The following is a 26105-nucleotide window of genomic DNA, read 5'->3' on the forward strand; positions in this document are numbered from 1 at the left end:
ATCAGCGGCCTACCCGTCCGGTCTGGTTAATTAAGACATCCAAGGCTTCATCGATCGCCGTCATGACCCGGGCGGCAGCCTGATAAGCGTGCTGGTACGACAGCAGGTTGACGTTTTCCTCGTCTATGTCCACTGAGGCGTTTGACCGCTGGCCGGCGACGGCATTGTTCAGGGTCGCATCCGCCATGGCCGCCTGTTGGAGGCCCGCCTTGATGTCGACACCAAGGCGCACCACGGTATTCGTCCAGAGGGTGTCCGGCGAGGCCGGGCCGTTGCCTAATTGGGAGATGGCATCGGCGACGGAGCCGTCCTTGCCCCCTGCGCTCGGTGCCCCGGCTGCAATGCCACTGGCGCCGGTGGGCACGACGGTAAGTCCCATTGCCGGCGGCACGCCCGGACTGAAGCTGAAGAAAGACAGGCCAGTTGTGCCGTCGGCGGTAACGCCAGCCACATGTTGGCCGTTGACAACACCGGCCAACTTTACCGCGAGGCTGTCGTAGGCGGCGGCGGCCTGGGCGATTGCGCCGCCGGTGCCGTCAGCGGCCGCGGGCGCCAGCACCGAGAGCGCACCGGCGAGCTGCCCACCGTCCAGATCGATCGAAATCCCAGGGCGCCTGGCCCACTCAAGGGTGACTGCGCCGCCGTCGCCCATCCGGACCGGAACGCTGGCGAGCTTCATCGTGCTGGCCTGGTTGCCCGAGACCAGGGCGCTGCCTCCGACCAGAATTTCGTTGGTTCCATCGGGCAGGTCCCGGACAGTGCCGCCGGCGAGTTCAGCAATGCGGGCGGTCAGGGCATTGCGCTGGTCGATCAACTCGTTGGCGGGAAGGCCCGCCGCGCCGGCCGCGCGGATGTGGTCATTCAGGGAAGCCACCTGGACGGCTGTCGCATTCAACTCCCCGGCAAGGGATTCGGCCTTGCCGCGGGTCTGTGACCATTGGGAGTCGAGTGCCCGGTATCCGTCTGCGATGGCGTGGAGCAGCGTGGCCGACTTTTGCAGCAATACCGCCGACTGGGCGGTTGCGCCGGGGTTGTTGGCCAAATCCTGCCAACCGGCCCAAAATCCCTGCAACTGGCTGGAGAGACCGTTGGCCCCGGGCTCATTGAGCGAGCTTTCAATGCCGGTCAGCGCATCCGCCCGCACATTCGCGTAGCCGGATGTGGAAAATGCGGCCCGGACACGAGCGTCCAGGAAAGCGTCGCCCAACCGGGCAATCCCGGTCACGCCCACACCCTGTCCTGTCTTCACACCCAGATCGCTGAGGGCGCCGCGGGCCGGAGCGCCGATGGCGGTGAAATCAACGCGCTGCCGCGTGTACCCGGCGGTGTTGACGTTGGTCAAGTTTTGTCCAACAGTGTTCAGCCCGGTCCTGGCAGCGTTCAACCCGGCGAGGGCTGTGTTCAATCCGCTAAAAGTACTCACAATGTCCTTACAAAATTAAACGCTCTTGTCCAGGAACCGGGACCCGGGATCCTGGCTGGTGTGTCCGCGGTGGTCGTAGGTGCCGGTATCGGGCACCAGTCCCGCCACAGTGTCCTGGGCTGACCGCAGTCCCGCGCGCAGGAATTGCAGGTTTGTGTCCCGCAAGCCGCGGATCTGTTCCACCTGGGCGCTCATTGCCTGCTGGTGGGACTCCAATATTTCCTGCCACGGGCCGTCAGGAGCCCCGTCTGCCATTTCCAGCAGGCTGGCGTCGTCAGCCAGCCCCCAGTCGACGGATACGGACGACGCCAACGCAGTTCGCTCCAACGACGTGGCCCGGAGGCGGCTTAAGACATGTTCAACTTCTCGAGTGGCGTGGTCCAGCCAGCGGCTTTTGCCGGAAGTGAGAATCAAGTGCTCCTCCTCCAACTTGAAGACCAAAAGGTCGAGCAGCTCCCGCTCACGCCACAGCAAGGTGGTCAATTCCTCGGGGCCCATGGGATGTGTCCTTTCATCGGGCCGGGGCGGTGTCACAGGATACTATCGGCGTACATTGCCCGTTCGTAATGTGTTAATTCCCTCACGTCCGCTGACCGCGGCGTCTGCGCAGTGGAAAATTAACCAAATTGATATAAATACCTGGCGAATCACCCGCCGTGGTGGCTCGATCTGACTTAGAGTGAAGTGTCACTTGTGCTTGATAGCTGGTGGCACACCTGGGGGGGTGTCGGTTGCGACGTTGAGTCACAAGTTGCAAGGGGGGCAGTGCCGTTGAATCGCGAAGAACGCGACCGACTTGTTGTGCAAAATTTGCCGTTGGTGGGCTACTTGGTCACGGAAATTTGCATGCGAGCCAGTCACTTGTCCCGGCCCGACCTCACACAGGTGGGAGCCATAGCCCTCATCCAATGTGCGGAGGCCTTTGACGCCAGCTTGGGCGTCCCGTTTGGCGCCTATGCCCGGCGGCGCATCAAAGGCGCGTTCGCGGATGAATTGCGCCGCGAGGACTGGGCCACCCGCGGCGCCCGAACTCGCATGAGCGAGCACGCCGTCATGGCCGAAACCCTCTCCGCCGCCCTTGGCCGCATGCCCTCGACCGAGGAATTGGCGGCCGCGCTGGGCGTGGACCGGGCGACGGTTGAAGCGGCCAGGCTTGATGCCGCGCGCAGCGTCACGCCCTTGACCGATGTGATCGCGGACATGGTGGCGGCAACGTCGCAAAGCCCCGAGGAAACGCTGTTGGCGGCCGAGCATGAGGATTTTCTGGGTGAGGCCGTGGCGGCGCTGCCCGAGAAGATGCGCTACATCGTCGAGCAGATCTACTATGGTGACCGCTCCGTGAAGGAGCTGGCGGAGGAATTGGGCTCAAGCCACTCGGCGGTCTCCCAGCAGCGCGCCGAGGCCATGCGGCTCCTGCGGGACGGCATGGAGCGGCACTATCTGGCAACGGCCGACGCCAAGTCCGCACCGCATTCGCGGATATCCGCCTCGCGCCGGGAGGAGTACCTGGCCGACCTTGGCGCCAGGACCCTGGGCGGCGCCACCCGAATGCTGGGGGCCCTGACCGGCGACCGCACGGCAAATACCATGCCGGCACTGGGATGACCACCGGGTGTGGGCCGCGGATGCGGAACTCCCGCCGGTAAGTTCCTAACCGGTAAGGAGGAAGTGCCGACAGTTGGTCGTAGCTGCCCACGGACGGGCGGCCCGGCACTACCCAAATCTCACGGAGGATTTACTCATGGGCATGCAAGTCAACACCAACCTCGCGGCAAACAATGCTTACCGCAACCTCAACAACACCCAGAACGCGATGTCCAAGTCGATGGAGAAGCTATCCAGCGGCCTGCGCATCAACCGTGCGGCGGACGACGCCGCCGGCCTGGCCATCTCCGAAGGCCTTAAGTCCCAGGTCAACGGCTACGCCGTTGCCGCCCGCAACGCCCAGGACGGCACCTCGGTCCTGCAGACCGCGGAAGGCGCACTGACCCAGGTCCACTCGATCCTGCAGCGCATGCGCGATCTTGCGGTCCAGGCCGGTAACGACTCCAACAACGCCGATTCCCGTGGCGCGATCACCAAGGAGGCCACCCAGCTGACCAACGAGCTAACGCGGATCTCCGACGCAACGAACTTCAATGGCATCAAGCTGCTCGATGGCTCCCACGCGTCCCTGAGCTTCCAGGTGGGTGCGAACGGTGACGCCAGCAGCCAGATCGCGGTTAACTTGAGCGGCGCCAACGTCAAGAACATCGCCACGGCCCTGAGCAGTGCCGCCGGCGGCACCAAGGTTGACGTCCTTACCCCGACGGACGTCACGGGCGCCATGTCTTTCTCGATCACCGAGGCTGACGCCAGCACGAGCACCGTGACCACGGCGAGCCTCGGTGCGGCCGGCTCCTTCACCACCGTTCAGCAGGTAGCCGACAAGCTCAACTCGGATACCAGCTTCAGCGGCAAGCTGGTTGCGACGGTCAACGATACCAACCAGCTTGTTGTCCGGGCGTTCAGCGGCGGAGATGTGGTAGGTGGCGCCACCGCCGGGACCGATGCCTCGGCCGGTACCGGCTTTGCAGTCAGCGCGCCGAACGGAGGCGCCGCGGGCCTGGACTTCTCAAGCGCGACCGGCGCCTCTGCCGCCGTCACGCTGCTCGACAGCAAGATCACCACGATCTCTGCCGCCCGTGCCGACCTCGGTGCCGTGCAGAACCGCTTCGAGTCGGCGATCAACAGCCTGAACGTTGGCAAGGAAAACCTGACGGYCGCCCAGTCCCGCATCACGGACGTCGACATGGCGTCGGAAATGGTGAACTTCACCCGTTCCAACATCCTGTCACAGGCCGGCACCGCGATGCTGGCCCAGGCCAACCAGTCCAACCAGGGCGTTCTGAAGCTGCTCGGCTAAACCGACTGACCAAGCGGTACGGCAGCCAACCGGAAACCGGTGGTGGCCGCGGGAGTCCACGCGACCCTCACGGCCACCACCGGGCCGGTGGTGCCGACAGCATCATCGCCCCAATAATCGTCGTCCCTGAATCAGCACCGTCGAGAGGAACCGCCACATGGGCATGGGAATCGATGGGATGGTCTCCGGCCTGGACACCACCGCCATCATCAACGCGCTCATCGCGGCCGAGGCCGGCCCGCAAACGCTGATGAAGTCCAAGGTCACTACGGACACGGCCCTGGTCACCGCCTTCCGGTCGCTGAACACCAAGTTCGCGGCCCTTGCCACCCAGGCCGGCGGCCTGGCCAAAATCGGCGGACTGGACATGTACCTGGCGACCTCATCGTCGGATGTCGTCACCGCCACCGCATCCTCAAGCGCCCGCACGACCAGGCTGGACCTGACGGTCAACCAGCTGGCCCAGAGTCACTCCGTGGTTAGTGCCGCCATGACCGCTTGGCCTGCCACGCCCCCCGTGCTGACCTTCGTCAAACCTGACGGGACCAAGACAGAGGTCACCGCCGCATCTACCTCCCTGGATGACATGGTTGCCGCCATCAACTCGTCGTCCGCCGGTGTCTCCGCCGTCAAAATGGCCTCCGGCGTGGACGGCTCCGGAACCACGCAGTACAGGCTGCAACTGACCGCCACGGGAACTGGGGCCGCCAACGTCTTCACGGCCTACCAGGGGGGTGCTGCCGAGGTTGGCGCCGGCACCGCCCCGGAGCTGATGGCCGCACCGGGCGCCGCCGTGCTGCGCACCGGCCAGGATGCCCGCGTCACACTGTGGGCCGGTACCGCTGCGGAGACCGCGATCACGTCCGCCGGCAACACTTTCACCGCCATCGCTCCCGGCGTTGACGTCACCGTCAACAAGACCTCCACCGACCCTGTGACGGTCTCGGTCATGCGGGACGCGGGAAAGGTCGGCGCCGCCGCCAAGGACCTGGCAAGCAGTGTCAACATCATCCTCGGTTCCATTTACACCCAGTCCACTGTCTCTGCCGGCACCAGTTCCGCCGGTGCGGCCACCATGACGGCAGGCCTGTTTACCAGCGAAAGCACCACCGCCGCCGCAAAGACGCGGCTATTCAACGCCGTCGCCGACCCCATCGACGGGCAATCCCCGGCAACCATCGGCATCAATACGACGAAGATTGGCGACCTGTCCTTTGACGCGGATGCCTTCGCCGCCGCTTACGCCAAGGATCCCACGGCCGTGGAGCACGTGCTGGCGACAATCGCCGGCCGGGTCGCGGCGGCGGCCACGGCGGTCTCCGACCCGTACACAGGGACCCTAACGCAAAGGATCACGGGGCAGCAAAACGTGGTCGACGACCTCAACGCCCAGATCCTCGACTGGGACGGCCGGCTGGCCGCCCGCCGCGCGTCCCTGCAGGGCATCTACACGTCCCTGGAGGTGCAGTTGAGCAAGATGCAATCGCAACAGAGCTGGCTGACCGCCCAACTTGGGTCCCTCGATACCGGAAGCAGCCAGAAGAAGTGACGGCAATACCGAACATCAACCGCTCCCTGAACGCCTTCCAGCGCGAGGCGATCCTGTCCGCCTCCCCGGCACGGCTGCTGGTGATGCTTTACGACCGGCTCCTGCTTGACTTGGCCCGGGCCGAGACCGCCCAGGTCGCGGAGTCGTGGGATGTCGCCCGAGACCAGTTGATGCATGCCCAGGAGATCATCGGCGAGCTGTCCGGCTCCCTGGATCTGGGCGCCTGGGTGGGGGCGGAGAACCTGCTGGGCATCTACAACTACGCCGGCACGGCCATGATGAACGCCAACCTCTTCCGAAACGTTGACTTGACCCGCGAATGCATCGCACTTTTGGAGCCGTTGCGCCAGTCCTGGCACGACGCCGCCGCGCAGCCCGGGCCCTCGGGGGTCATGGGATGACCAAATGGCCGATTACGGAACCAACGGGAGAGGGCTTGCCGGTGGATGCCGAGCCCCTGCTGCGCTGGCAAGAGGCATTGGACCAGCTGCAGCAACACGCGGAACGGGCAATTGAAATGGCGCGTAATCGCAGGAACCTGGCTGCTACCGACGGCATGGAAGGTGACTGGGCTCCGCCGGCCGACCTTGGTGCGCTCCCTGCGGCCCTGGCCCGGCGGGCGCGGCAACTGGTGACTCTCCAGGAGCAGGCGGCGGGCCTGGTCCGCAAGTCCAGATCCGCCGTCGAACACGAACTGGCGGCACTCACCGAGTCACGCACGGAGGTCCAACCGATATACGTGGACGTCATCGGCTAGGACCGTTGCAGGAACGGAAAAAAATTGTGGGGCCGCCGCCTTACGAACTCTCCCGGAGCGCCGATAGATACGAGGGAGCACGGATCGCTCACCCCAGGCCACGGACCGGCCCCATTTTTCGTCGAGGAAGAGCGCTGTGCTGGATTCCGTGGTCACCGTGGCGCTTACGAGCGCATTAAATTCTCTCTCCGAGCGCCAAAAGGCGATCGCCAACAACGTTGCCAACGTCAACACCCCCGGCTACACGGCCAAGCGCGTCATGTTTGAGGACGCCCTGGCCGCGTCGGTGCGCGCCGGAGACGGCCATGTCACGGCAACCACGGCACGCTCCCTGGAACCCACCAGGCTCGACGGCAACAACGTCAACCTTGACACCGAGACGCTCTCGAATGTGGAGACCACACTTCGCTACCAATTTGCCGCACAGGCCGTCAACGGCGAATTCACGGCCATGCGCACAGCATTGAAGACCCAGTAATGGCCGACGCCATTGGAATCGCCGCAACGGCCCTGACCGTGCACCGCAAATGGCTGGACGCGGTCTCGGACAACCTGGCCAACGTCAACACCGCCACGGCCACCAGCGGCGACGCGTTCCGCGCCCGCTACGTCCTGGCCGAGGCCGGCGCCGGGAACTCGGGCGTCTACGTGGCCGGAGCCGCATACGGCGACGCGCAAGGCCGGCTGGTCTATGAACCCGACCATCCCCTGGCCGACGCCGAGGGCTACGTCCGGTACCCGGACATCGACGTGGCCTCGCAGATGGGGCAGCTCATCATGGCCCAGCGCGGCTACCAGGCCAATGCGGCGGTCGTGGACCGCGCGAAGACAATGTATGAAGCCGGACTTCAGATTGGAAAATAACCCATGAGTCCCACACCCATCGTTGGCGTCCAGGCGACCGCCCCGACCACGTATTTGCCCGCATCCGGCATGGGTGCCGGAGCCACCGACGGTGCCGGCTTCGGCGCGGCCCTGACCGGGGCGCTGGACAACGCGCAGGCATTGTCCTCGGACGCCCAGACCCTGGCCGTGCAGGCGGTGACCGGAAACCTTGACGACATCCACAACGCCACCATTGCCGCCGCCCGCGCCCAGGTGACGCTCGAACTTGTCGCCGCCATCCGCAATAAGGGCGTTGACGCGTTTACAGAGATCATGAGGATGCAGGCCTGATGCCCCCCGTCGTCACACAACTTTTCGGCCGCCTGGCCGGAACCCTCAAGGGTTTCAGCACGGCCCAGCGCACGCTGGCCGTCATTGGCGTTGCCGTGCTGGTACTGGGCACGGTGGCCTTGGGCACCTGGCTGACCAAGCCCACTTACTCCCCGTTGTTTTCCGGCATCGCGGCCGCCGACGCCAGCGCCATCGTCACCCAGCTCAAGACGGACAACGTCCCGTACCAGCTGACAAACGGCGGCTCCACCATTCTGGTCCCGGACGCCAACGTGTACGATGAACGGCTCAAGGCCGCCTCGGCCGGCCTTCCGGCCGCAACCACGGGCGGCTATTCCCTGCTGKACAACATGGGCGTGACGTCCTCGGAATTCCAGCAAAATGTCACCTACAAGCGGGCCATGGAAGGCGAGCTGGCCAAGACGATCATGGCCATGAACGGCGTGCAAAACGCGTCGGTCAAGCTGGCCATCCCGGAAAAGACCGTCTTCACCGCCACGAAAACCGACCCCACCGCGTCCGTGTTCGTGCAATCGGGGGGTTCGGCGCAATTGTCCTCGGACCAGATCGACGCCGTCGTCCACCTGGTCTCCTCCGCGGTGGAGGGGCTGACGCCAGCCAACGTGTCGGTGGTGGACGCCAAGGGCAACGTTCTCTCCGCCGCAGGTGCGGCCCTGGGCGGCGGCGCCGACAAGCAGGCCTCCGAGTACGAGAAGCGGACTGGCGCTGCCGTTCAGGCCATGCTGGACCGCGTGCTGGGCCCCGGCAACGCGACCGTCTCACTGACCGCGGCCATGGACAAGTCCTCCTCCGAGGTGGTGAAGGAGTCGTTTGCCTCACCCACCGGCGCCCCGGCCCTGAACGAATCCACCAGTTCCAACAAGTCCACCAACGGCACCGGCTCCGGTGCCGGGGTGCTTGGGCCGGACAACATTGCCGTGCCCAGTGGGACGGGGGCGGGGGCCGGCAACACCGAATCCACCACGACCACCAAGAACAATGCCGTCGACAAGACCACGGCAAACACCAGCATCCCCGCGGGCACGTTGCAGCGGCAGTCCCTGGCCGTGGCGGTGGACACCGCGGCCGCCAAGCGGGTGGATGCGGCCACGCTGACGGACATGGTGGTCGCGGCGGCGGGGATCGACCGGGCCCGCGGGGACGTCGTGAGCGTGAAAGTAGTGCCCTTCTCCACCGCCGCGGCCGACGCCGCCAAGTCCGCCCTGGACGCCGCCAAGGCCGACGCCGATTCCGCAGCGGCGGCCTCGACGTGGCGGACCATTCTCATCAGCGCCCTGGCCGTCCTGGTGCTCCTGCTGGCACTTGTGCTGTACGCGCGCAAGAACCGCCGCCAGGTGCGCCAGTTGGTGGACCTGGGCGAACGCAAGGACACGCTGGCCGAGCTCGGGGCACTGACGGTCTCCGGGACGACGGAGACCACTGCCCTGCCGGCCATCCCGGAACCGGTGGCCCTGCCGGTGACGGAACGGAGTGAATCCGCCTCGCGACGGGCCTCCCTGGACGCCCTGGCCGCCGCCGACCCGGAGGGAACCGCCGCATTGCTGCGCTCCTTCATGGACGACAAGGTGAGCATATGAACGACGGCACCAACCTGAACGGCCTGCAAAAGGCCGCGGCGTTGCTCATGCAGCTCTCCCAGACCTCGGCCGCCTCCGTCATGGCATACCTAAGTGAACCCGAGGCCGAGGCAGTCGCCTCCGAAATCGTCAAGATGCGACGGGTTCACCCGGACATAGCCGACGCGGTCATTGACGAATTCCATGACCTGGTTGTCAGCGGCCGACACGCCGCCTTGGGGGGCCGCGACTTCGCCGCCGGATTGCTGGAGGCCTCCTTTGGCGCCGAGCGTGCGGCGGGCGTCATGAACCGGCTGTCCACCAAATTGGCCGGCAAGCCCTTTGAATTCCTGGACGACGCCGACGCCGGCCAATTGGTCTCCCTGTTGGACGGCGAAATGCCCACGACCATCGCCCTGGTGCTGGCGCACATGCGCCCCGACCGGGCGTCGGAGGCGCTGACGGGCCTCGCCGGAGACGTGCGTACGGATGTTGCCCAGGCCATCGCGACCATGGGGCCGGCCACGCCCGAGTCCGTAGTCATCCTGGCCGAGACCTTGAAGCAGCGCGCGTTGACGGTGGTGGGTCCGCGCGACAAGGTGGCGGTGATTGGTGGAATCCAACCCCTGGTGGACATCATCAATCGCTCCGATGCCGCCACCGAACGGGCCATCCTGGAGGACCTTGAGCTGCGTGACCCGGACCTGGCCGAGGAAGTGCGCTCCCGCATGCTCACGTTCATGGACCTGGTGAAGCTGGACGCCCAGGACGTCCAGAAGGTCTTGCGTGGCAAGGAAGCCGGCATCCTGGCCCTGGCCATGAAGGGCGCCCCCGTCACTGTCCAGGATGTGATTCGGGCCAATATTTCCGAGCGCAACAGGGACCTCCTTGACTTTGAGATCGAATCGGTAGGACCGGTGCGTGCCTCGGACGTGGAGCAGGCCCAGGCGGATATTGGGCGGATCATTCGCGAGCTCGAGGAAGCCGGCGAAATTTCGGTGCGCCGCGGGGATGCCGAGGATGACGCCTATGTCTACTAATGGCAAGGCCGGTGTTGCCCCGGTGATCACGCCGGCGGTCTATCCGGCCGTGGCCACGGTGAAGGAATCCGAGTTGCACGCGGAGGCGGAGGCCCGCGGGTACCGGCACGGGCATACCCTCGGTTACGCCGCGGGCCTGCAGGATGCCAAGGCTGAAACGACGCTCATGCGCGAGGCCATGGAGTCGGAGCACGATGCGCTGCTGGTCGAGTTGAGGGCCAGGGTCGATGCCGAGATCGCCGTGCTGGCCGCGGCCGCGGCCGCCCTGGCCGCCCGCACGAAGCCCGTGCTGGCCGAAGCGGAACAGACGCTGATGTCGTGCGCCCTGGCCTTGGCCGAGGCCGTCGTCGGAAAGGAACTGGACGACGGCGAGACCTCCTCGCGCGCCGTCCTCGCCAGGGTCCTGGCTCGCCAGGACGACGCCGACCCGCCCGTGCTGCGGGTGCATCCCCGCGATTTGGCCGCCCTCAGTGCGGACGCCCGTACCGCCGGCGTCCCGGACATCATTGCCGATCCCCATCTTGCCCGGGGGGACGCCGTGGCGGAATACCCGGACGGTTTCCTGGACGCCCGCATCTCCACCGCCCTCGAGCGGGCCCGCCGTGCACTGCTGGAACCGCGGGCATGAGCCCCGCCTGGCCCGGCAACCTCACGGAGCGCAGTTCCGGCCGGTTTGCGGCCGCCCTGCGCGCCGCCGCACCCGAACGCGTCGGCATTGTGTCCGCCGTCGTGGGGTTGACCGCCCAAGTGAGCGGACTGCGATGCGCGGTGGGCGATCTGGTCAGCATTGCCCGCGCCCACTCCGGGGCGACCGGCACGGCGGCCGAGGTGGTGGCCGTTGGCCGGGACACCCTGAAGATCATGCCGCTGGGGCCGATGGAAGGGCTGGCACAAGGTGACCTGGTCCGGGCCAGGACCGAACCTTTGCTGGTGCCCACCGGACGGGGCCTGCTGGGCCGGGTCATAGACGGCCTGGGCCGCCCCCTGGATGGGAAGGGGCCCCTGGCCACTGGCCCGGGCGTGCCGCTGGCCAACAATTCGCCGAATTCCATGGAGCGGGCGCGCATTCGCGTGCCCCTGAGTACCGGGGTCCGGGTCGTGGACACGCTCACGACCGTGGGCCGCGGACAGCGCATGGGGCTGTTTGCCGGTTCCGGCGTGGGCAAGTCGTCGCTGCTGTCCATGATCGCCCGAGGCACCGAGGCGGACGTCTCGGTGATCGCCCTGGTGGGGGAGCGCGGGCGCGAAGTCCGCGAATTCCTCGAAGACGACCTGGGCCCGGAGGGCCTGGCCCGCTCCGTTGTGGTGGTGGCGACCAGCGACGAACCCGCGCTTGTCCGGTTGCGGGCCGCGTTCACGGCCACCAGGATCGCCGAGTCCTTCCGGGATGCCGGTGACGACGTCGTGTTGATGATGGATTCGCTCACCAGGGTGGCGATGGCGCAGCGTGAGATTGGGCTCTCCGTCGGCGAGCCGCCGGCCACCCGCGGCTATCCGCCGTCGACGTTTTCCGTGCTGGCTCGACTCCTGGAACGGGCCGGGACGGACAAAACGGGCTCGGTGACCGGCATCTACACCGTCCTGGTGGACGGCGACGACCACAACGAACCCATCGCCGACGCCGTGCGCTCCATCCTGGACGGGCACATCGTCCTGGACCGGAAACTCGCCGTGACCGGGCACTTTCCCTCGATCGACGCCCTGGGCTCCATCTCCCGGGTGGCGTCAAAGGTGTGCACACCCGAGCAAAAGCATGACGCCGCAACCCTGCGCCGGGTCATGGCCGCCCGCCGCGGCGTGCAGGACTTGATCGACGTCGGCGCGTACCAGTCCGGCTCAAACCCGATGGTCGATGCCGCCCTGAACCATGCCGAGGCCATCAATCGATTCCTGCGCCAGGAGCTTGACGACCAGGTGCCGGGAGATGGTTCCTGGGCCGAGTTGCGTTCCCTTGTCACCTTGTTTGGAGGGCTTCAATGACCAAGACGTTTCGACTTGCCGGCCTGCTGCGCTACCGCAAGCTGCAGGAGGACCAGGCGTCCGCCGGACTGGCGCGCGCCAATGACAGACGCAACTCCCACGGCCGGCGCGTGGCCGGTGCGCGGCGAGACCTTGCTGAAACTGCGGCCGAGGTCAGTTCCGCGGCGGCGTTGACGGCCGCGGCCGCCGCCAGGTCTGCCTCGCGCAGCCTGCTGCTCGAGCTGCAGTCGCTTGCCACCTCGCTGGACGCGGAGGCGGCCTGCGCGCAGGCGGCACTGGTCGAGGCCAAGACCGCCGCCAACTCCTTGGAAAAACTGGCCGAGCGGCACGAGCTGGCGTCCAACGCCGCGGAGCTGCTCGACGAACAAAAATTCCTGGATGAATTGGCGTTGGCACAACGAAAGGGCCTGGAGTGAACGCCGTGGGCGCCGGTGCCGGCCCGTTGCCGGGCACCGTGAACGCCTCGCCCCCGCGGGGCCCTGCCGGCGGACCGGCCAGGCCCGGCTCAGATGCCGGCAGTTTTTCCGATCGCCTCGAAGGCGCCATGGACCAGGCAGGCCGTGACGGGCGTGTGGCGTCAAAGTCACCCGCACCGTTGCAGGGCCGTGAATCCGCAGCTTCGACCGGCCAGGCAGCGTCCGCGCTGAACCCCGCGGCCGACGCCGCACCGTCCGCCGTGGGTGACGCCGTGCCGAACGCCGGGGGTGACGCCGTGCCAAACGCCGGGGGCGGTGCCGGTCCGAACGCCGGGGGCGACATCGCCGCCATGCTTTCCGTGGCCGCGGGGCTTTCCATGGCCGCCGGACCGGCACCGGCCGCGGCTTCCCCTGGCGCTGCCTTGGGAACTGCAACCGCCACGGGACTTGCCGTCGTGGGAGAGCAGGCAGCGCCGGGCCGGTCCGCAGCGGCCAGCCCGGCCGCGGCGACGCCCGCCCAGGGCGCCGCTGCGCCGGATCCCCTTCCCGTGACGCCGCCGGCTGTGGCCGGCCCGCCGGGAGCGGTTGCGGCAACCGCAGGCGCGGCGGCGTCAGCAGTGGTGGCGGCCTCCGGGCCGACCATACATGCGGCCGCGGCGGCTGCGGCGGCCGGAACGCTGCCAACCAAGGTCACCGCGGCGCCCAGCGACGCCGGGACGATGCCCGCCCCGGTGTCGACGACCGCGGCCGCGGCAGCTGTGGCACCGGTGGCCGTCCCGACGGCCGGTGCCGCGTCCCCGCAACCGGTGCCGGGCACTCCAGGCTTCGCCGCTGCTGCCCCAGCTGTCGCTGGGGCGGCACCCGGCGCAACACCCGGCGCAACATCCGAGGCGGGGCCGGAGCGCGCCGCCAGTGACGGCGTCGTGCTTCCGAAGGGCATGGACGCCGCGGCGGGCACGCCCGACGCCCTCCACCAGCAGGGGGTACCCTCGGTCGGAACCGCCACGGTGGCGTCCGCGACGCCCACCCAGGCGCCCGCGCCGGCAGCTGCGGCCGCCCCCCAAGGAGCGTATCCGGCGTTGACGGAACAGCTGGCCCGCCCCATTTTCCAGCTCGCCACCGGGCAGGCCGGAGCGCAGGTGATGACGGTCCACGTGGTGCCGGACACGCTCGGGCCCGTCACCGTCAGCGCCCACATGGGCGCCGATGGCGTCCGCATTGAACTGCTCGCCGCCACCGAGGCCGGACGCGACGGGCTGCGGCTGATCCTGGCCGACCTCAAGCGGGACCTGGCCGGGCAGGGGCTGTCGTCCTCGCTGAGCCTGAACCAGGGCTTGGGCGGCGGTACGGCCGGCCAAGACCACTCCCCGCGCGGGAACGGTGCGCCGCCGCCGGGGGCACAGGCCTGGCGGCAGGAACCCGGCACCGAACGCGCCGGTTCCATGGCGGGGCAGCGGGCCCCATACCGCGGCTCATCGGGCACCACATCACTGGACATCACGGTTTAGACAGGAGCGCCACCATCAGCACCGAACCCATCTCCCCGGCCACCGCCGTCAACGGTGTCTACAGCACCACCCCGGCGCGCGCGCCCAAACAGGCCATGGACGCGGACATGTTCATGTCCTTGCTGGTGACCCAGCTGCGCAACCAGGACCCCTCCTCGCCCATGGACACCAACCAGATGATTTCCCAAACCACCCAGCTGGCCACCATGGAGAAGCTCACCAACATGGACAAGACCGCCACGGAGAACTTCTCGCTCCAAATGCGCTCGGCCGCGGCCGCCATGATCGGCCAAAGCATCTCCTGGCACGGCGAGGACGGCACCGCACACACCGGCGTGGCCGAGTCGGTGTCGTTTGCGCTGGGCATTCCGCAGGTCAAGGTGGGCGAGCTCACCGTCCCGCTGGACGTCATATCCGGCATTACCGCACCGTAGACAGCACTCTTCAACTCTTCAACTCTTCAACAGGCACAGACCAACCGCACAGAAAGGCTCCATCCATGCTTCGTTCACTGTATTCAGGCATTTCCGGCCTCCGCGCACACCAGACCATGCTCGATGTCACCGGCAACAACATTGCCAACGTCAACACCGCCGGCTACAAGGGCTCGAGCGTGCAATTTCAGGACACACTGTCGCAGGTGGCCCGCTCGGGGTCGTCGGCGCAGGCCCAGACCGGCGGCACCAACGCGGCGCAGGTGGGACTCGGTGTCCAGGTCGCCGCCATTTCGACGAACTTCTCCCAGGGCTCGGCCCAGGCGACCGGCCGCTCCACGGACATGATGATCTCCGGCGACGGCTTCTTTATCACCAGCAAGGGCGGCCAGCAGTCCTACGCCCGCGCCGGGGCCTTCGACTTCGACTCCCGCGGCCGGCTGGTCTCCCCCGACGGCGCCCTGGTGCAGGGCTGGCCGGCAGTCAAGGGTGTGGTCAATGCCGGCGGCGCCCTGGGCAACATTCGGATTTCCAAGGACATGGTGGCTCCGCCCGCCGACACGAAGTCGGCCGTGCTGGGCGGCAACCTGCCCTCGGACGCCGTCAATGGCGACGTGGTGGCCCGCGACGTCCGCGTGTTTGACGCCACGGGCGCGGCGCGCAACCTGGCCCTGACCTTCACGAAGACGGCCGGCGGGTGGGATGCGAGTGCCGCCGATGACAATGGCGCCACCGCCGGACCGTTGGGCCTGGTTTTCACCGCCGGCGCGCTCCCTCCCGGCACCTCCCTGGGTGTTGGTACCATCACGGTGGATCTGGCCGCCCTGACGGGCAACGCCGGGTCAACGACGGTGGCGGTGACCAGCCATGACGGCAACGCGGCCGGCACGCTGGAGTCCTTCACCATGGGCACCGACGGGACGCTGACCGGAACGTTCACCAACGGGGAGAACATGGTGATCGGCCGGGTGGCGCTGGCCAACTTCACCAACCCCGGCGGGCTGGAAAAGATCGGCTCCTCCAGCTACCGGGCCACGGCCTCCTCCGGCGCCGCAACACTCGGCACGGCCGGCTCCGGCGGTTTCGGCGAACTGACCAGCGGCTACGTGGAAATGTCCAATGTGGACCTGTCCCAGGAATTTACCAACCTGATCGTGGCCCAGCGTGGATTCCAGGCGAACGCGCGCATCATCACCACCTCCGATGAGGTCTTGCAGGAACTGACGCAGCTCAAGCGGTAGCATGCCTTCGCCCCGTCCCACTCCTAACGGATGGGGCGGGGCGGCCGACAGTGACGGCTGTACGTGGTTGATGCCATGCAAGCCGTGAGAAGGATGCGCCGATGATAATTGTGACCCGCCTTGACGGCCGGCACTTTGCGGTGAATCCGGACCTCATTGGACGTATCTTCGAATCTCCCGACACCATACTTGTCATGGCGGACGGTGCCCGGTTCATCGTCACCGAATCCATGGCCGAGGTCATCGAAAAGATCGCCCATTTCCGGGCGCAGGTCATTTCCATCGCCTACTACGACGACGGCGGCCCGGCAAAGCATCCGTCCCCGCGACTAAGTGTCATTCATCCGACGGGGCCACCCGAGGGAATTAGCGCGGGCGGGCGGTAGGCCATGGATCCGGCAACTCTTATTGGCATAGTGATCGCCTTCGGTTCACTGGTGGCCATGATCAATTTGGAAGGCTCAAGCGTCGGCAGCGTGCTGTTGATGCCGCCGATGCTGCTGGTCTTCGTCGGCACCATCTCCGTCGGCTTGGCCGGGTCCACGTTCAAGGACTTCCTGCATTCGGTCAAGTCGCTTCCCAAGGCGTTTACCGCCAAGCCGTCCCCGCCGGCCGAAAGCATTGACACGGTGGTCAATCTGGCGGAGAAGGCCCGGCGCCAGGGCCTGCTGTCGCTGGAGGAGGATGCCGGCAAGACGCAGGACACTTTTCTTCGCGACGCCCTGCAGAACATCGCGGACGGCACCGACGGCGACGAACTGCGGGAAATGCTCGACGACGCCATCGACACCAAGATGAAGACCGACAACATCGCCTCACGGTTCTTCCAGCAATTGGGCGGCTATGCGCCCACCGTCGGCATCATCGGCACCGTCGTCTCACTGACCCACGTGCTCGAAAACCTCTCCACCCCCAGCACCCTGGGCCCCATGATCGCCAGTGCCTTCGTCGCGACGCTATGGGGACTGTTGTCAGCGAACTTCATGTGGCTGCCCATCTCCAACCGCCTGGCCCGGCTTTCCGAGCTCGAGGTGGACAGGATGACCCTGTTGATGGAGGGCGTCCTCGCCGTCCAGGCCGGTTCCCAGCCCATCCTCCTGCGTGAACGGCTCACCGCCCTGGTACCCGAACACAACCGGGGAACGGCAAAAGCGGCCCGCAAACCCGGAAGCGACGACCACCTAAAGTCGGCGGCGTGAGCCCGCGACGGGGTCGGCGCGGCAAACGCAGTGGCCTCTCCGCCAACCACCCGGACGAACGGTGGATGGCCTCCTACATGGACATGGTCACCGTGCTGATGTGCCTATTCATTGTCCTTTATGCCATGTCCTCGGTGGACAACGCGAAATTCTCCCAATTGAAGGAGTCCCTGGCCACCGGGTTCGGCCAGGTCAACGTCGGCAAGATCGACACCGCCTCCGGCATCGTGGTTCCACCGAAGGAAGTGGGAAAGGAAGGAGCCTTCACCAAGGACGAAAAGGCCCTGGCCGTGGCCGAGGCGGAAAAGCTCACCGCCCTGCGCGATGCCATGCATGCACGGTTGTTGGCCATCGGACTGGCCGCCAACGTCGAATTCCAAATTGACCAGCGCGGACTGACAGTGAAGCTGGTTGGCTCGCAGACGTTCTTCCTGCCGGACAGCCCGGCCCTGTCCACGACGGCGGTCCGCGTCCTCGGGGCGATAGCGCCCGTGCTCAAGAGTGCCAAGTTGGAAATTTCCGTGGAGGGGCACGCGGCCAACGCCGTCACCAACTATCCCTCCGTGTGGGAACTCTCCTCCGAGCGCGCGGTCGGGGTGCTGCGCTACCTGGTGGAGCGGGGCCGCATCCCCGCCCCAACAGTCGGTGCCGTCGGATACGGCTCCGCCCGGCAGGTCAACGACGACTCCACCGAGGCCCTGCGGGAACTCAATCGCAGGGTCGACATCGTGGTGCTGTCCAGTCAAAAAGAGGACGTGCGGGCCCTGATCCCCGCGGCCCTCAAAGTAAAAGTGAACCAGCCCTAACGCGGATTCGACAGCTGCCGATAGTAGCTGATGTGTCAGCACCTTCAGTGAGTCCAGTCCTGCCCGGAAGCGGGCTGGGCCGTGCCGTGGAAGTGTACGACTTCCGGCGCCCCACAACGTTGGCACGAGAGCACAGCCGGGTCCTGGAGCTGGCGTTTGAGACATTCGCCCGGCAGTGGGGCACGTTGTTGACAACCAATATTCGGGCCGGTTCGGCCGTGGTTGCCGAAAACGTCAAGATGGTCACGTACGACGAGTACGCCGCTTCCCTGCCGGCCGCAACGGCGATGGTGTTGTGCGAAGTTGAGGGACAAGAAGCGAAGGGCGTCATTCAGTTTCCCACCGAGGCGGCCTTGTTTTGGATCACCCGCATGCTCGGTGGAAGTCCGGTCGTCCCCCTGCCCAACCGCAAGTTCACCCTGATCGAACAGTCGTTGGTGAAACGGCTGATGGATGATGCGTTGGAGGATCTGCAGTACTCTTTTGGGTCCCTGCTCTCCGCCGCGCCGACCGTCCACGGAATTCACTTCAATTCACAATTCGCCCAGGCCGCCGCAACGAACACGTTGATGATTGTGGCGGACCTCAGTGTCACCGTGGGCGAACATACCTGGGCGGCCACCGTCGCCTTGCCGGCGGAGTCGCTGCTGAAGCAAATGGGATCCAACAGCCCCAGGAGCGACCGTGCCGCGGCGCCGGCACAGATGCGGGCCCAGGTGTCCCGCGTCCCCGTGGATGTGGAATTGAGCATCGGCCCGGTCGCGGTCAGGCCCCGGGTCATCTTGAATTTGGCCGTGGGCGATGTGGTGTTGTTGGAACACGCCGTCGGGCGGCCCTTTGAATTGGCCCTGGCGGGCGAGTCCGTGGCCCGGGCCGTCGGCGTGACCCATGGATCCAGGCAGGCCGGGCAAATAGTTTCAATCGAGGAGAGCGCCCCGTGACAATCACCCCCACCCAACAGGTGACGGCCGTAGCCGCCCTGGCGGCCCTGTTGCCCGCCTCAACGCCGCTGGAATCGGTGCATTGGACGGTCACCTCCGGTGAAATCCCGGCCGTCGGCATGTCCACCCTCACCGTTGACTATCTGGGCGCCATCTCCGCGGAACTGGCCATCGCCCTGCCGCGCAGCACCGAGGAAATCATCAAGATGGCCGCGGTCTCGGCCGCCGTCTCAGCCCGGGACGTCCTGCGGCCCGCGCTGGAAGCCGCTGCGGAAACCCTGGGCTCAGGAGTTTTGGGCGACGTTGCCGAAGGCGCCTCCACCGATCTCTTCGCCGATCCTGAAGCGGCCGTCTACAGGCTTTCCGAGCCGGGCAGCACCGAACCTTTCGCCTGGTTCGCCATCCGGACCCAAAACAGTGAAAAACACCCGTCCCGTGGCAACGCGGTGGTGACCGCCCAGAAGATGGGGCGCATTCACGGCGTCGAAATGGCGCTGTCGGTCGTCATCGGCCGGACCAGGATGACAGTGGCCAACGTGTTGGGCCTGGAGCCGGGGGACGTGGTGGATCTCGACCGGCCGGCGGGATCGCCGGCCGACATCTTGCTCAACGGCCGTCTGATCGCCCACGGCGAGGTGGTGGTGGTGGACCAGGAGTACGCCGTGCGGATTACCAAGATCCTCGATGCTGCGGAGACGATCCGTTAGGTGGACACGCTCCTGCTGGTGCTGCGGGTGGCGCTGTCTCTGGGTGTGGTGGTTGTCCTGCTGTGGATGGCCCAAAAACGCTGGGTCAAGGGGAACCGTTCGCCGGTCGAGGCGGACCTGCAGGTGGTCAGCCGGCGCAGCGTGGGGCAAAAGGCGTCGGTGGTGGTGGTTGACTCGGACGGCCAACGCTTCCTGCTTGGCGTCACCGAGAACACCATCAACGTCCTGCATTCGGGGCCGGCCCCCGAGCCCGCCCCCGAGCCGGCGTTTTCCCATGCCCTGCGGCAGGCCGGGACGGAAGCGGACGGCCTCCGCCCGGTGCGGGGCCGGCGTCAACGCCCGGAACCGGCGGGGCTCTCCGGATCCATCCTCTCGCCCAAGACCTGGCAACAGGCCGGCGCCGCGGTGCGCAAGGGCCTGAATCTGTGAATATGGACACTCCCTCCGTCACCTTGCGCCGGTGGGGCCGGGCGGCGGTGATCCTGGGCCTGGTCCTGGCGGTGCTGGTGGCGCTCCAGCTGGTCTTTTCCTCCTCCGCGCATGCCCTCTCCGTCATGGCGCCCGGGGATCCCATCCCGCCGACGCCGCCCACCGCGCCAACGGTCCCGGGGACCGGAGGCGTCAACGTCACGGTAAACGGCCTCAACGGCGAACCCAGTTCGGCGATCGTGACCCTGCTGGGCATCACCCTGCTGTCCGTGGCGCCCGCCTTGCTGTTGATGATGACCTCCTTCACCAAGATCTTCGTGGTCCTGGCCATGGCCCGGAACGCCCTGGGCCTGCCGTCGATCCCGCCCAACCAGGTCCTGGCCGGCCTGGCCCTGTTCCTGTCGCTGTTCATCATGTCGCCAACGCTGATCGACATCAACAATGCGGCCGTCCAGCCGTACCTGAACGGTCATCTGGACGTCAACGGCGCCTTTGACGCCGCGTCCGCCCCGCTGCGCCACTTCATGCTGCCGCAGACACGGGAAGAGGACATCGCCCTCATGACGCGCTCCGCCGGCCGGGAAAATCCGGCAACTCCGGATGCGGTGCCGATGCTGACGCTCATTCCGGCGTTCATGATCTCCGAACTCCGCAGCGCCTTCATCATCGGATTTGTCATCTTCATCCCGTTCCTGATCATCGACATCGTGGTCGCCTCGGCCCTGATGTCGATGGGCATGATGATGCTCCCGCCGGTCATGATCTCCCTGCCGTTCAAAATCCTGCTGTTCGTCCTGGTCGACGGCTGGGGCCTGATCGTCACCGCACTCGTCAAAAGTTATGGGGGTGGGACGTGAATACCTCCGAGGTACTCAATATCGCCGTCCAGGCGCTCTGGGTCGCGGCCAAGCTCTGTGCGCCGATCTTGCTGACCGCACTGATCGTCGGCTTCGCGGTCTCCTTGCTCCAATCCATCACCCAGGTGCAGGAGGCAACGCTGTCCTTCGTGCCCAAGGCGGTGGGCGTGGCCCTGGCGTTGCTAGTCTCCGGGCATTGGATGATCACCGAGATTGTCACGTTCACCAACGAGCTCTTTGACAAGATCCCCGCACTGTTGAGGGGCTGAGCCGTGAACATTCCGATCAACCTCGGCTGGATGGAGACCTGCCTGCTTGCCGCCGTGCGGATCACGGCATTCATCGTCATTGCGCCGCCTTTTTCCTACAATGCCATTCCCTTGCGCATCAAGGCGATGCTGTCCCTGGGCCTGGCCGTGGCGATGGCCGGCCGGCTACCGGCCGCCGGGACCGTCAGCGACACCGGTCCCTTCATCGTCTCCCTGCTGCTGGAGGTGGTCACGGGCGCGGCGCTTGGTTTTCTGGTGTACCTGGTGTTCGCCGCAATCCAGACGGCCGGCGCCCTGGTCGACACCTTTGGCGGCTTTGCCATGGCCCAGGCCTTTGACCCGCAGTCCCTGGTCAACGGCGCGCAGTTCACCCGGCTCTTCCAGATGACGGCCGTGGCACTGCTCTTCGTCTCGGACGGCTACCAACTGATCATCGGCGGCCTGGCCCGTTCCTTCGACGCCATCCCCATGGGCGGCGGCTTCGATCTGGCACATCCGGCACAAGTCATCGCGACGGCCACCACGGGCATGTTCCTGGCCGCCGTCCAGATCGCCGGGCCCTTGCTGGTGGTGTTGTTCCTGGCCGATGCCGGACTGGGCCTGCTCACCCGGGTGGCGCCGGCCCTGAACGCGTTTGCCATGGGTTTCCCATTGAAGATCATGCTCACCCTGGCCCTGGGCGGCCTGCTCGTCATCGGCCTGGGCCATGTGGTGCCGGGCATGGTGGACACGGTCATGGGCTACCTGGCGAGGGTGGTGGCTCGTGGCTGAAACCGGCGAAAGAACCGAGCGGGCCACCGAAAAGAGAATGAAGGAGGTCCGTGAAAAGGGGCAGCTGTCCCGGTCACAGGACCTCACGGCGTGGGTTGGTGTGGGCGCGGCCGTCATCATGCTTCCCGGAGTGATCCGGCGGGGCTCAGACGCCCTGGCGGACCAGATGTTCACGGCCGCGTCGATGGCCGCGCACCCGGACCCGTTGGTTGCGTTGCGGGCCCTGGAAAAGGCGCTCGGCGCGCTGGCCGAGATCCTGGGCCCCATGTTCCTGGCGGTGGTGGCGTCGGTGGCGGCGGCCGCGGCCATCCAGGGCGGCATCCGCTTCAAGAAGTTCGAGGGCAAGTTTGAACAGTTCAATCTTTTGAAGGGACTCAAGAACGTGGTGGGCACCCAGGCCCTCTGGAACGGTGCGAAGGCGCTCCTCAAAACGGCCGTCGTGGGCCTGGTGCTCTATGTCGTCGTCCAGGGCATGGTCCCGATCCTGCTTCAGGCCGGCGGCCTGCAGATTTCCGAGCTCCTGGCCGCGGCCGGGCGGGGAGTGATCGAACTGGTGCAATTTGCCGTGGCGGCCGGCATGCTGCTGGCCCTGGCCGACGTGTTCGTGGTCTCGCGGCGCAACCGCAAGAAGACGCGGATGACCAAGAAGGAAGTGCGGGATGAGAACAAGAACAGCGACGGCGACCCCATGATCAAGGCGGCACGCCGGCAACGCCAACTCAGCATGGCGCGCAGCCGCATGATGAGCGCGGTGGCGACGGCCGACGTCGTCCTCATCAACCCGGTGCACGTGGCGGTGGCGCTGCGATACGAGCCCGGCAAGTCCGCCCCCCGGGTCGTGGCCAAGGGCGCGGACCGGGTGGCCGCCCGCATCCGCGCCGAGGCCGAAGCCAAGAAGGTGCCCATGGTCAGGGACATTCCCCTGGCCCGGGCCCTGCACGGCGCCTGCGACCTCGGCGCCGAAATCCCGGTGGAGCTGTACAGTCAGGTGGCGGCCGTGCTGGCATTCGTCATCGCCTTGAAGAAGCGCGGGGCCGCGGCCGGAACCCACCAGATCCTGCCCGCCGGCTCCACCATCCCGCCCCGCCCGTCCCTGATGACCAAAGGACTTCCCGCGTGAACCATAATGTGTCCAAGCTGGCCATCCCCATGGGTGTGGTGGGCATCGTGCTGCTCCTGGTGGTGCCGATCCCGGCCATGCTGCTGGACGTGCTGATCATCATCAACATCGTCTTTGCCCTGCTGGTGCTGATGAACAGCATGTTCGTGAAGAAGCCGCTCGACTTTTCCGTCTTTCCGTCGCTGCTGCTCGTGGCCACCCTGTTCAGGCTCGGGCTTAACGTCGCCTCCACCCGCCTGGTGCTGGGGCAGGCGCACGCCGGGCAGGTGATCCAGGCGTTTGGCGAGGTGACCGTCAGCGGGAACCTGATCATCGGCGGGGTGATCTTCCTGATCCTGGTGGTCATCCAGTTCGTGGTGGTGACCAAGGGTGCCGAACGGGTCGCCGAGGTCGGCGCCCGCTTCACCCTGGACGCCATGCCGGGCAAGCAGATGGCCATCGACGCGGACCTCAACGCCGGCCTGATCAGCGACGTCGAGGCCAAGGAGCGCCGGGTCGAGGTCTCCGCCGAGGCCGACTTCTACGGCGCCATGGACGGGGCCTCGAAGTTCGTCAAGGGCGACGCGATCGTCGGCATCATCATCATCATCATCAACCTGGTCGGCGGCATCGCCATCGGCATGCTCCAGCGCGGCATGGACATCGCCGATGCCGTGAACACGTACTCGCTGCTCTCCGTCGGCGACGGCCTGGTCTCGCAGATTCCGGCGCTGCTGATGGCCGTGGCCACGGGCATGATCGTCACCCGCTCCAACGCCTCCTCCGACATGGGCTCGACGGCGGCGCTGCAGCTGACGCAGTCACGCTCGGCCCTGCTCGTGGCCGGGACCGCGGCCATCATCATGTCCATCATTCCGGGCATGCCGGTGTTCTTGTTCCTGGCCGTCGGGGCGGTCCTGCTGTTCATCGGCCAGCGCGTGAAGGAGGCGGAGATCTCGGCCGCCAGGACGGCCGCATTGGAGGCGACGGCGCTGGCGCCGCAGGCCGAAACCACGGAGGACATCCTGGAGCAGATGCGGGTGCAGCCGCTGGAGATCCAGCTGTCCACCGATCTGGTGGACCTGGTCTCCGGCTCCGCGGACGACCTGCTGGCCCGGATCCGGGCGCTGCGGCACAAGGTGGCCATGGAGATGGGCGTGGTGGTGCCCCCGGTGCGCACCCGCGACCATGTGGAATTGCCGCAGTCCACCTACGTGATCCGGATCGCCGGCGTCGAGGCCGGGCGGGGGAGCGCGCCCGCCGGGCGGGTCTTGGCCCTGGGCGACCACCTGTCCGCGCTGCCCGGCACGCCCACCGTGGAACCGGTGTTTGGGCTGGCCGGCAAGTGGATTCCCGCCGAGATGCGGCACAGCGCCGAAATGTCCGGGGCCACCGTCATTGACCGGGTGTCCGTGCTCATCACCCATCTGTCCTCCATTGTCAGCGCCAATGCCGCCCGCCTGCTCAGCCGGGAGGACGTCCGCGTGCTCACCGAAGGGGTCAAGGAGATCTCCCCGTCAATCGTTGACGAACTGGTTCCGGGCATGCTGTCCCTGGGCGAGGTCCAGCGGGTCCTGCAGGGCCTGCTGGGCGAGCAGGTGCCCATCAATGACCTCCCGCGGATCTACGAGGCCCTGTCCCTGCACGCGAAAAAGAGCACGGAGCCCGAGGCGCTGATCGAGGCCGCCCGGACCGCGCTGGGCCCTGTCATCGCCGACAAGTACCTCGACGGCGGCTCGCTGGCGGTGCTGATGATCGACCCCGGCCTGGAACAGGCCTTGCTGGAGGGGCTGCGCCCCTCGGAACTTGGCACCCAGATTGTCCTTGATGCGAGCCGGATCGAGGCGTTCCTGGTGGCCGTGACGGAAACCAATGCGGCGGCCGAAAATGCCGGGCGCAGTCCGGTCCTGGTCTGCGCCCCCGCCCTGCGCCCCGCAATATGGCGGCTGGTGTCCGGGCGCGTCAAGGGACTTCCCGTGGTGTCCTACACGGAGGCGACGGCCGGCAACCCAACGATCGAAACGGTAGGAGTTGTGCGCGGTGCCCAGTCAATTTCAGCTTAGGGGACACAGCCTGGAGAGCCTGCGCTGGCAGCTCTTCGACACGTACGGATCCAGGGCCCGCATCATCCGGGCCGAACGCGTCCAAACGGGCGGCCTGTTCGGCCTGGGGGCCATCACATCCTTTGAGGTGACGGTCGAGGTGGACGGCCGTCCGGCGTCGAACGACGACGACCCTGCGCCCCGGGGTTTGTCCCGCGAGAGAGGCTCCCGCGGGCGGCCCAGCACGCGGCGCGGCTTGGCCAACCTGCTGGCCGACGCCGACGACGCCGACCGCGTCATCGCGCCCAGGCAAAAGACCGTCTCCACGCAGAAACCCGACTTCGACGCGATCCTGGACCGGATGACGGAACGGATCGGCGCTGTTGCGCCGGGCGAATCGGTGGCCGGGCGGGTGGCGGACCTGGTGGCCGAGCCGGACGGGGCGGGTGCGGCGATGCCCGGGGGCGACCCGGACGTCCCCCGGCCCTCCACGCAGCCCGGGGACCTGATCGTGCTCGTGGGACTGCGCGACCAGCCGCTGCGCACGGCGTGGAGCATGATGCGCGCGCTCGAATCCGGGGCGGAACTGCGCACCGCGGGCGACTACCGCCAGGAAGGCTTCGACCACGTCATCATCGACAGCGGTGAAGTGAAGAAGGTCCAGGCGCTGGCGGCCGTCGACGGCAAGCCGCTGTTGATCGCCTTCAGCATTGGACAGCGCCGGTCCTCCAATCCGTCAATCCTCTCCTCGGTCCGCCCGGACCAGGTGTGGCTCGTGGTGGACGCGGCACACAAGCCGGCGGACACGCAGGCCTGGGTGCGTCAGGCGTCCTGGTTCTCCGTTCCCGAGGCCCTGGCCGTGCTGGGTTCTGCCGACACGGCCACCCCGGAAACCGTCAACGAGCTCGGATATCCGGTGGGCTGGGTGGACGGCTACCAGGCAACCTCGCCTGTGCTTTAAGCCACGCTAGACTGGGCC

General features: G+C 66.8%; 30 protein-coding genes. 28 read left to right on the top strand and 2 right to left on the bottom strand.

Going from position 1 to position 26105, the window contains the following annotated elements:
• Position 1: 1 nt before the first annotated feature.
• Positions 2–1423 carry a flagellar hook-associated protein FlgK gene (gene flgK / locus AB4Y80_RS09600; protein ID WP_442213853.1) on the bottom strand — a complete coding sequence of 474 codons (1422 nt, stop codon included), beginning with the start codon at positions 1421–1423 and terminating at the stop codon, positions 2–4.
• A 15-nt stretch (positions 1424–1438) separates the two neighbouring features.
• A complete protein-coding gene (locus AB4Y80_RS09605; protein ID WP_442213854.1) occupies positions 1439–1921 on the bottom strand; it encodes a flagellar protein FlgN in 483 nt (160 codons plus the stop codon).
• A 267-nt stretch (positions 1922–2188) separates the two neighbouring features.
• Between AB4Y80_RS09605 and AB4Y80_RS09610 the strand changes: the two genes are divergently transcribed.
• From AB4Y80_RS09610 to AB4Y80_RS09745, 28 genes are all read left to right on the top strand, one after another.
• Positions 2189–3028 carry a sigma-70 family RNA polymerase sigma factor gene (locus tag AB4Y80_RS09610; protein ID WP_442213856.1) on the top strand — a complete coding sequence of 280 codons (840 nt, stop codon included), beginning with the start codon at positions 2189–2191 and terminating at the stop codon, positions 3026–3028.
• 136 nt (positions 3029–3164) lie between these two features.
• Positions 3165–4328: a flagellin N-terminal helical domain-containing protein gene (locus AB4Y80_RS09615; protein WP_442213857.1), complete on the top strand. Its 1164-nt coding sequence runs from the start codon at positions 3165–3167 to the stop codon at positions 4326–4328.
• Positions 4329–4485: 157 nt separating this feature from the next.
• A complete protein-coding gene (fliD, locus tag AB4Y80_RS09620) occupies positions 4486–5877 on the top strand; it encodes a flagellar filament capping protein FliD (RefSeq protein ID WP_442213859.1) in 1392 nt (463 codons plus the stop codon).
• Entirely contained in the window at positions 5874–6278 is a 405-nt protein-coding gene (locus AB4Y80_RS09625; protein WP_442213860.1) for a flagellar export chaperone FliS, read from the top strand. The genes fliD and AB4Y80_RS09625 overlap by 4 nt, the downstream gene beginning before the upstream one ends.
• 41 nt (positions 6279–6319) lie before the next feature.
• The gene (locus AB4Y80_RS09630; protein ID WP_442213862.1) at positions 6320–6634 is read left to right on the top strand and encodes a hypothetical protein; all 315 of its coding nucleotides are present in this window, start codon (positions 6320–6322) and stop codon (positions 6632–6634) included.
• A 136-nt stretch (positions 6635–6770) separates the two neighbouring features.
• Positions 6771–7112: a flagellar basal body rod protein FlgB gene (locus AB4Y80_RS09635; protein WP_442213863.1), complete on the top strand. Its 342-nt coding sequence runs from the start codon at positions 6771–6773 to the stop codon at positions 7110–7112.
• Entirely contained in the window at positions 7112–7498 is a 387-nt protein-coding gene (gene flgC, locus AB4Y80_RS09640) for a flagellar basal body rod protein FlgC (protein ID WP_442213864.1), read from the top strand. The genes AB4Y80_RS09635 and flgC overlap by 1 nt, the downstream gene beginning before the upstream one ends.
• A gap of 3 nt (positions 7499–7501) precedes the next feature.
• A complete protein-coding gene (locus tag AB4Y80_RS09645; RefSeq protein WP_442213865.1) occupies positions 7502–7810 on the top strand; it encodes a flagellar hook-basal body complex protein FliE in 309 nt (102 codons plus the stop codon).
• Positions 7810–9408, top strand: a complete 1599-nt coding sequence (fliF, locus tag AB4Y80_RS09650; RefSeq protein WP_442213866.1) for a flagellar basal-body MS-ring/collar protein FliF — start codon at positions 7810–7812, stop codon at positions 9406–9408. Before AB4Y80_RS09645 ends, fliF begins: the two co-directional genes overlap by 1 nt.
• Entirely contained in the window at positions 9405–10427 is a 1023-nt protein-coding gene (gene fliG / locus AB4Y80_RS09655; protein ID WP_442213867.1) for a flagellar motor switch protein FliG, read from the top strand. The genes fliF and fliG overlap by 4 nt, the downstream gene beginning before the upstream one ends.
• Complete coding sequence (locus AB4Y80_RS09660; RefSeq protein ID WP_442213868.1) at positions 10417–11055, top strand: FliH/SctL family protein; 639 nt, start codon at positions 10417–10419, stop codon at positions 11053–11055. The genes fliG and AB4Y80_RS09660 overlap by 11 nt, the downstream gene beginning before the upstream one ends.
• Positions 11052–12407 (top strand): FliI/YscN family ATPase, encoded by a 1356-nt coding sequence (locus AB4Y80_RS09665; RefSeq protein WP_442213870.1) that lies wholly within the window; start codon positions 11052–11054, stop codon positions 12405–12407. The genes AB4Y80_RS09660 and AB4Y80_RS09665 overlap by 4 nt, the downstream gene beginning before the upstream one ends.
• A complete protein-coding gene (locus tag AB4Y80_RS09670) occupies positions 12404–12823 on the top strand; it encodes a flagellar FliJ family protein (protein ID WP_442213871.1) in 420 nt (139 codons plus the stop codon). The genes AB4Y80_RS09665 and AB4Y80_RS09670 overlap by 4 nt, the downstream gene beginning before the upstream one ends.
• Entirely contained in the window at positions 12820–14331 is a 1512-nt protein-coding gene (locus AB4Y80_RS09675) for a flagellar hook-length control protein FliK (protein ID WP_442213872.1), read from the top strand. The genes AB4Y80_RS09670 and AB4Y80_RS09675 overlap by 4 nt, the downstream gene beginning before the upstream one ends.
• 95 nt (positions 14332–14426) lie before the next feature.
• Entirely contained in the window at positions 14427–14765 is a 339-nt protein-coding gene (locus AB4Y80_RS09680) for a flagellar hook assembly protein FlgD (RefSeq protein ID WP_442213873.1), read from the top strand.
• A gap of 65 nt (positions 14766–14830) precedes the next feature.
• Complete coding sequence (locus AB4Y80_RS09685; RefSeq protein ID WP_442213875.1) at positions 14831–16006, top strand: flagellar hook protein FlgE; 1176 nt, start codon at positions 14831–14833, stop codon at positions 16004–16006.
• Positions 16007–16107: 101 nt separating this feature from the next.
• The gene (locus AB4Y80_RS09690) at positions 16108–16392 is read left to right on the top strand and encodes a flagellar FlbD family protein (protein WP_442213877.1); all 285 of its coding nucleotides are present in this window, start codon (positions 16108–16110) and stop codon (positions 16390–16392) included.
• A 3-nt stretch (positions 16393–16395) separates the two neighbouring features.
• Positions 16396–17205, top strand: a complete 810-nt coding sequence (locus AB4Y80_RS09695; RefSeq protein ID WP_442213879.1) for a motility protein A — start codon at positions 16396–16398, stop codon at positions 17203–17205.
• Positions 17202–18011, top strand: coding sequence for an OmpA/MotB family protein (locus tag AB4Y80_RS09700; RefSeq protein ID WP_442213880.1), 810 nt, complete (start codon positions 17202–17204; stop codon positions 18009–18011). Before AB4Y80_RS09695 ends, AB4Y80_RS09700 begins: the two co-directional genes overlap by 4 nt.
• Before the next feature lie 32 nt (positions 18012–18043).
• Positions 18044–18952: a flagellar motor switch protein FliM gene (locus AB4Y80_RS09705; RefSeq protein WP_442213881.1), complete on the top strand. Its 909-nt coding sequence runs from the start codon at positions 18044–18046 to the stop codon at positions 18950–18952.
• Complete coding sequence (gene fliN, locus AB4Y80_RS09710; protein ID WP_442213882.1) at positions 18949–19659, top strand: flagellar motor switch protein FliN; 711 nt, start codon at positions 18949–18951, stop codon at positions 19657–19659. The genes AB4Y80_RS09705 and fliN overlap by 4 nt, the downstream gene beginning before the upstream one ends.
• Positions 19660–20088 (top strand): flagellar biosynthetic protein FliO, encoded by a 429-nt coding sequence (locus AB4Y80_RS09715; RefSeq protein ID WP_442213884.1) that lies wholly within the window; start codon positions 19660–19662, stop codon positions 20086–20088.
• Positions 20089–20090: 2 nt separating this feature from the next.
• Entirely contained in the window at positions 20091–20945 is an 855-nt protein-coding gene (gene fliP, locus AB4Y80_RS09720; protein WP_442213885.1) for a flagellar type III secretion system pore protein FliP, read from the top strand.
• Positions 20942–21214 (top strand): flagellar biosynthesis protein FliQ, encoded by a 273-nt coding sequence (fliQ, locus tag AB4Y80_RS09725; protein WP_442213886.1) that lies wholly within the window; start codon positions 20942–20944, stop codon positions 21212–21214. Before fliP ends, fliQ begins: the two co-directional genes overlap by 4 nt.
• 3 nt (positions 21215–21217) lie before the next feature.
• A complete protein-coding gene (locus AB4Y80_RS09730; RefSeq protein WP_442213887.1) occupies positions 21218–21985 on the top strand; it encodes a flagellar biosynthetic protein FliR in 768 nt (255 codons plus the stop codon).
• Entirely contained in the window at positions 21978–23105 is a 1128-nt protein-coding gene (locus tag AB4Y80_RS09735) for an EscU/YscU/HrcU family type III secretion system export apparatus switch protein (protein ID WP_442213888.1), read from the top strand. The genes AB4Y80_RS09730 and AB4Y80_RS09735 overlap by 8 nt, the downstream gene beginning before the upstream one ends.
• Positions 23106–23134: 29 nt before the next feature.
• Positions 23135–25147, top strand: a complete 2013-nt coding sequence (locus tag AB4Y80_RS09740) for a flagellar biosynthesis protein FlhA (protein ID WP_442213902.1) — start codon at positions 23135–23137, stop codon at positions 25145–25147.
• Positions 25125–26087, top strand: a complete 963-nt coding sequence (locus tag AB4Y80_RS09745) for a hypothetical protein (RefSeq protein ID WP_442213889.1) — start codon at positions 25125–25127, stop codon at positions 26085–26087. Before AB4Y80_RS09740 ends, AB4Y80_RS09745 begins: the two co-directional genes overlap by 23 nt.
• The last annotated feature ends 18 nt before the right edge of the window (positions 26088–26105 follow it).

The sequence above is a fragment of the Specibacter sp. RAF43 genome (assembly GCF_052114065.1).
Taxonomy (GTDB): domain Bacteria; phylum Actinomycetota; class Actinomycetes; order Actinomycetales; family Micrococcaceae; genus Specibacter.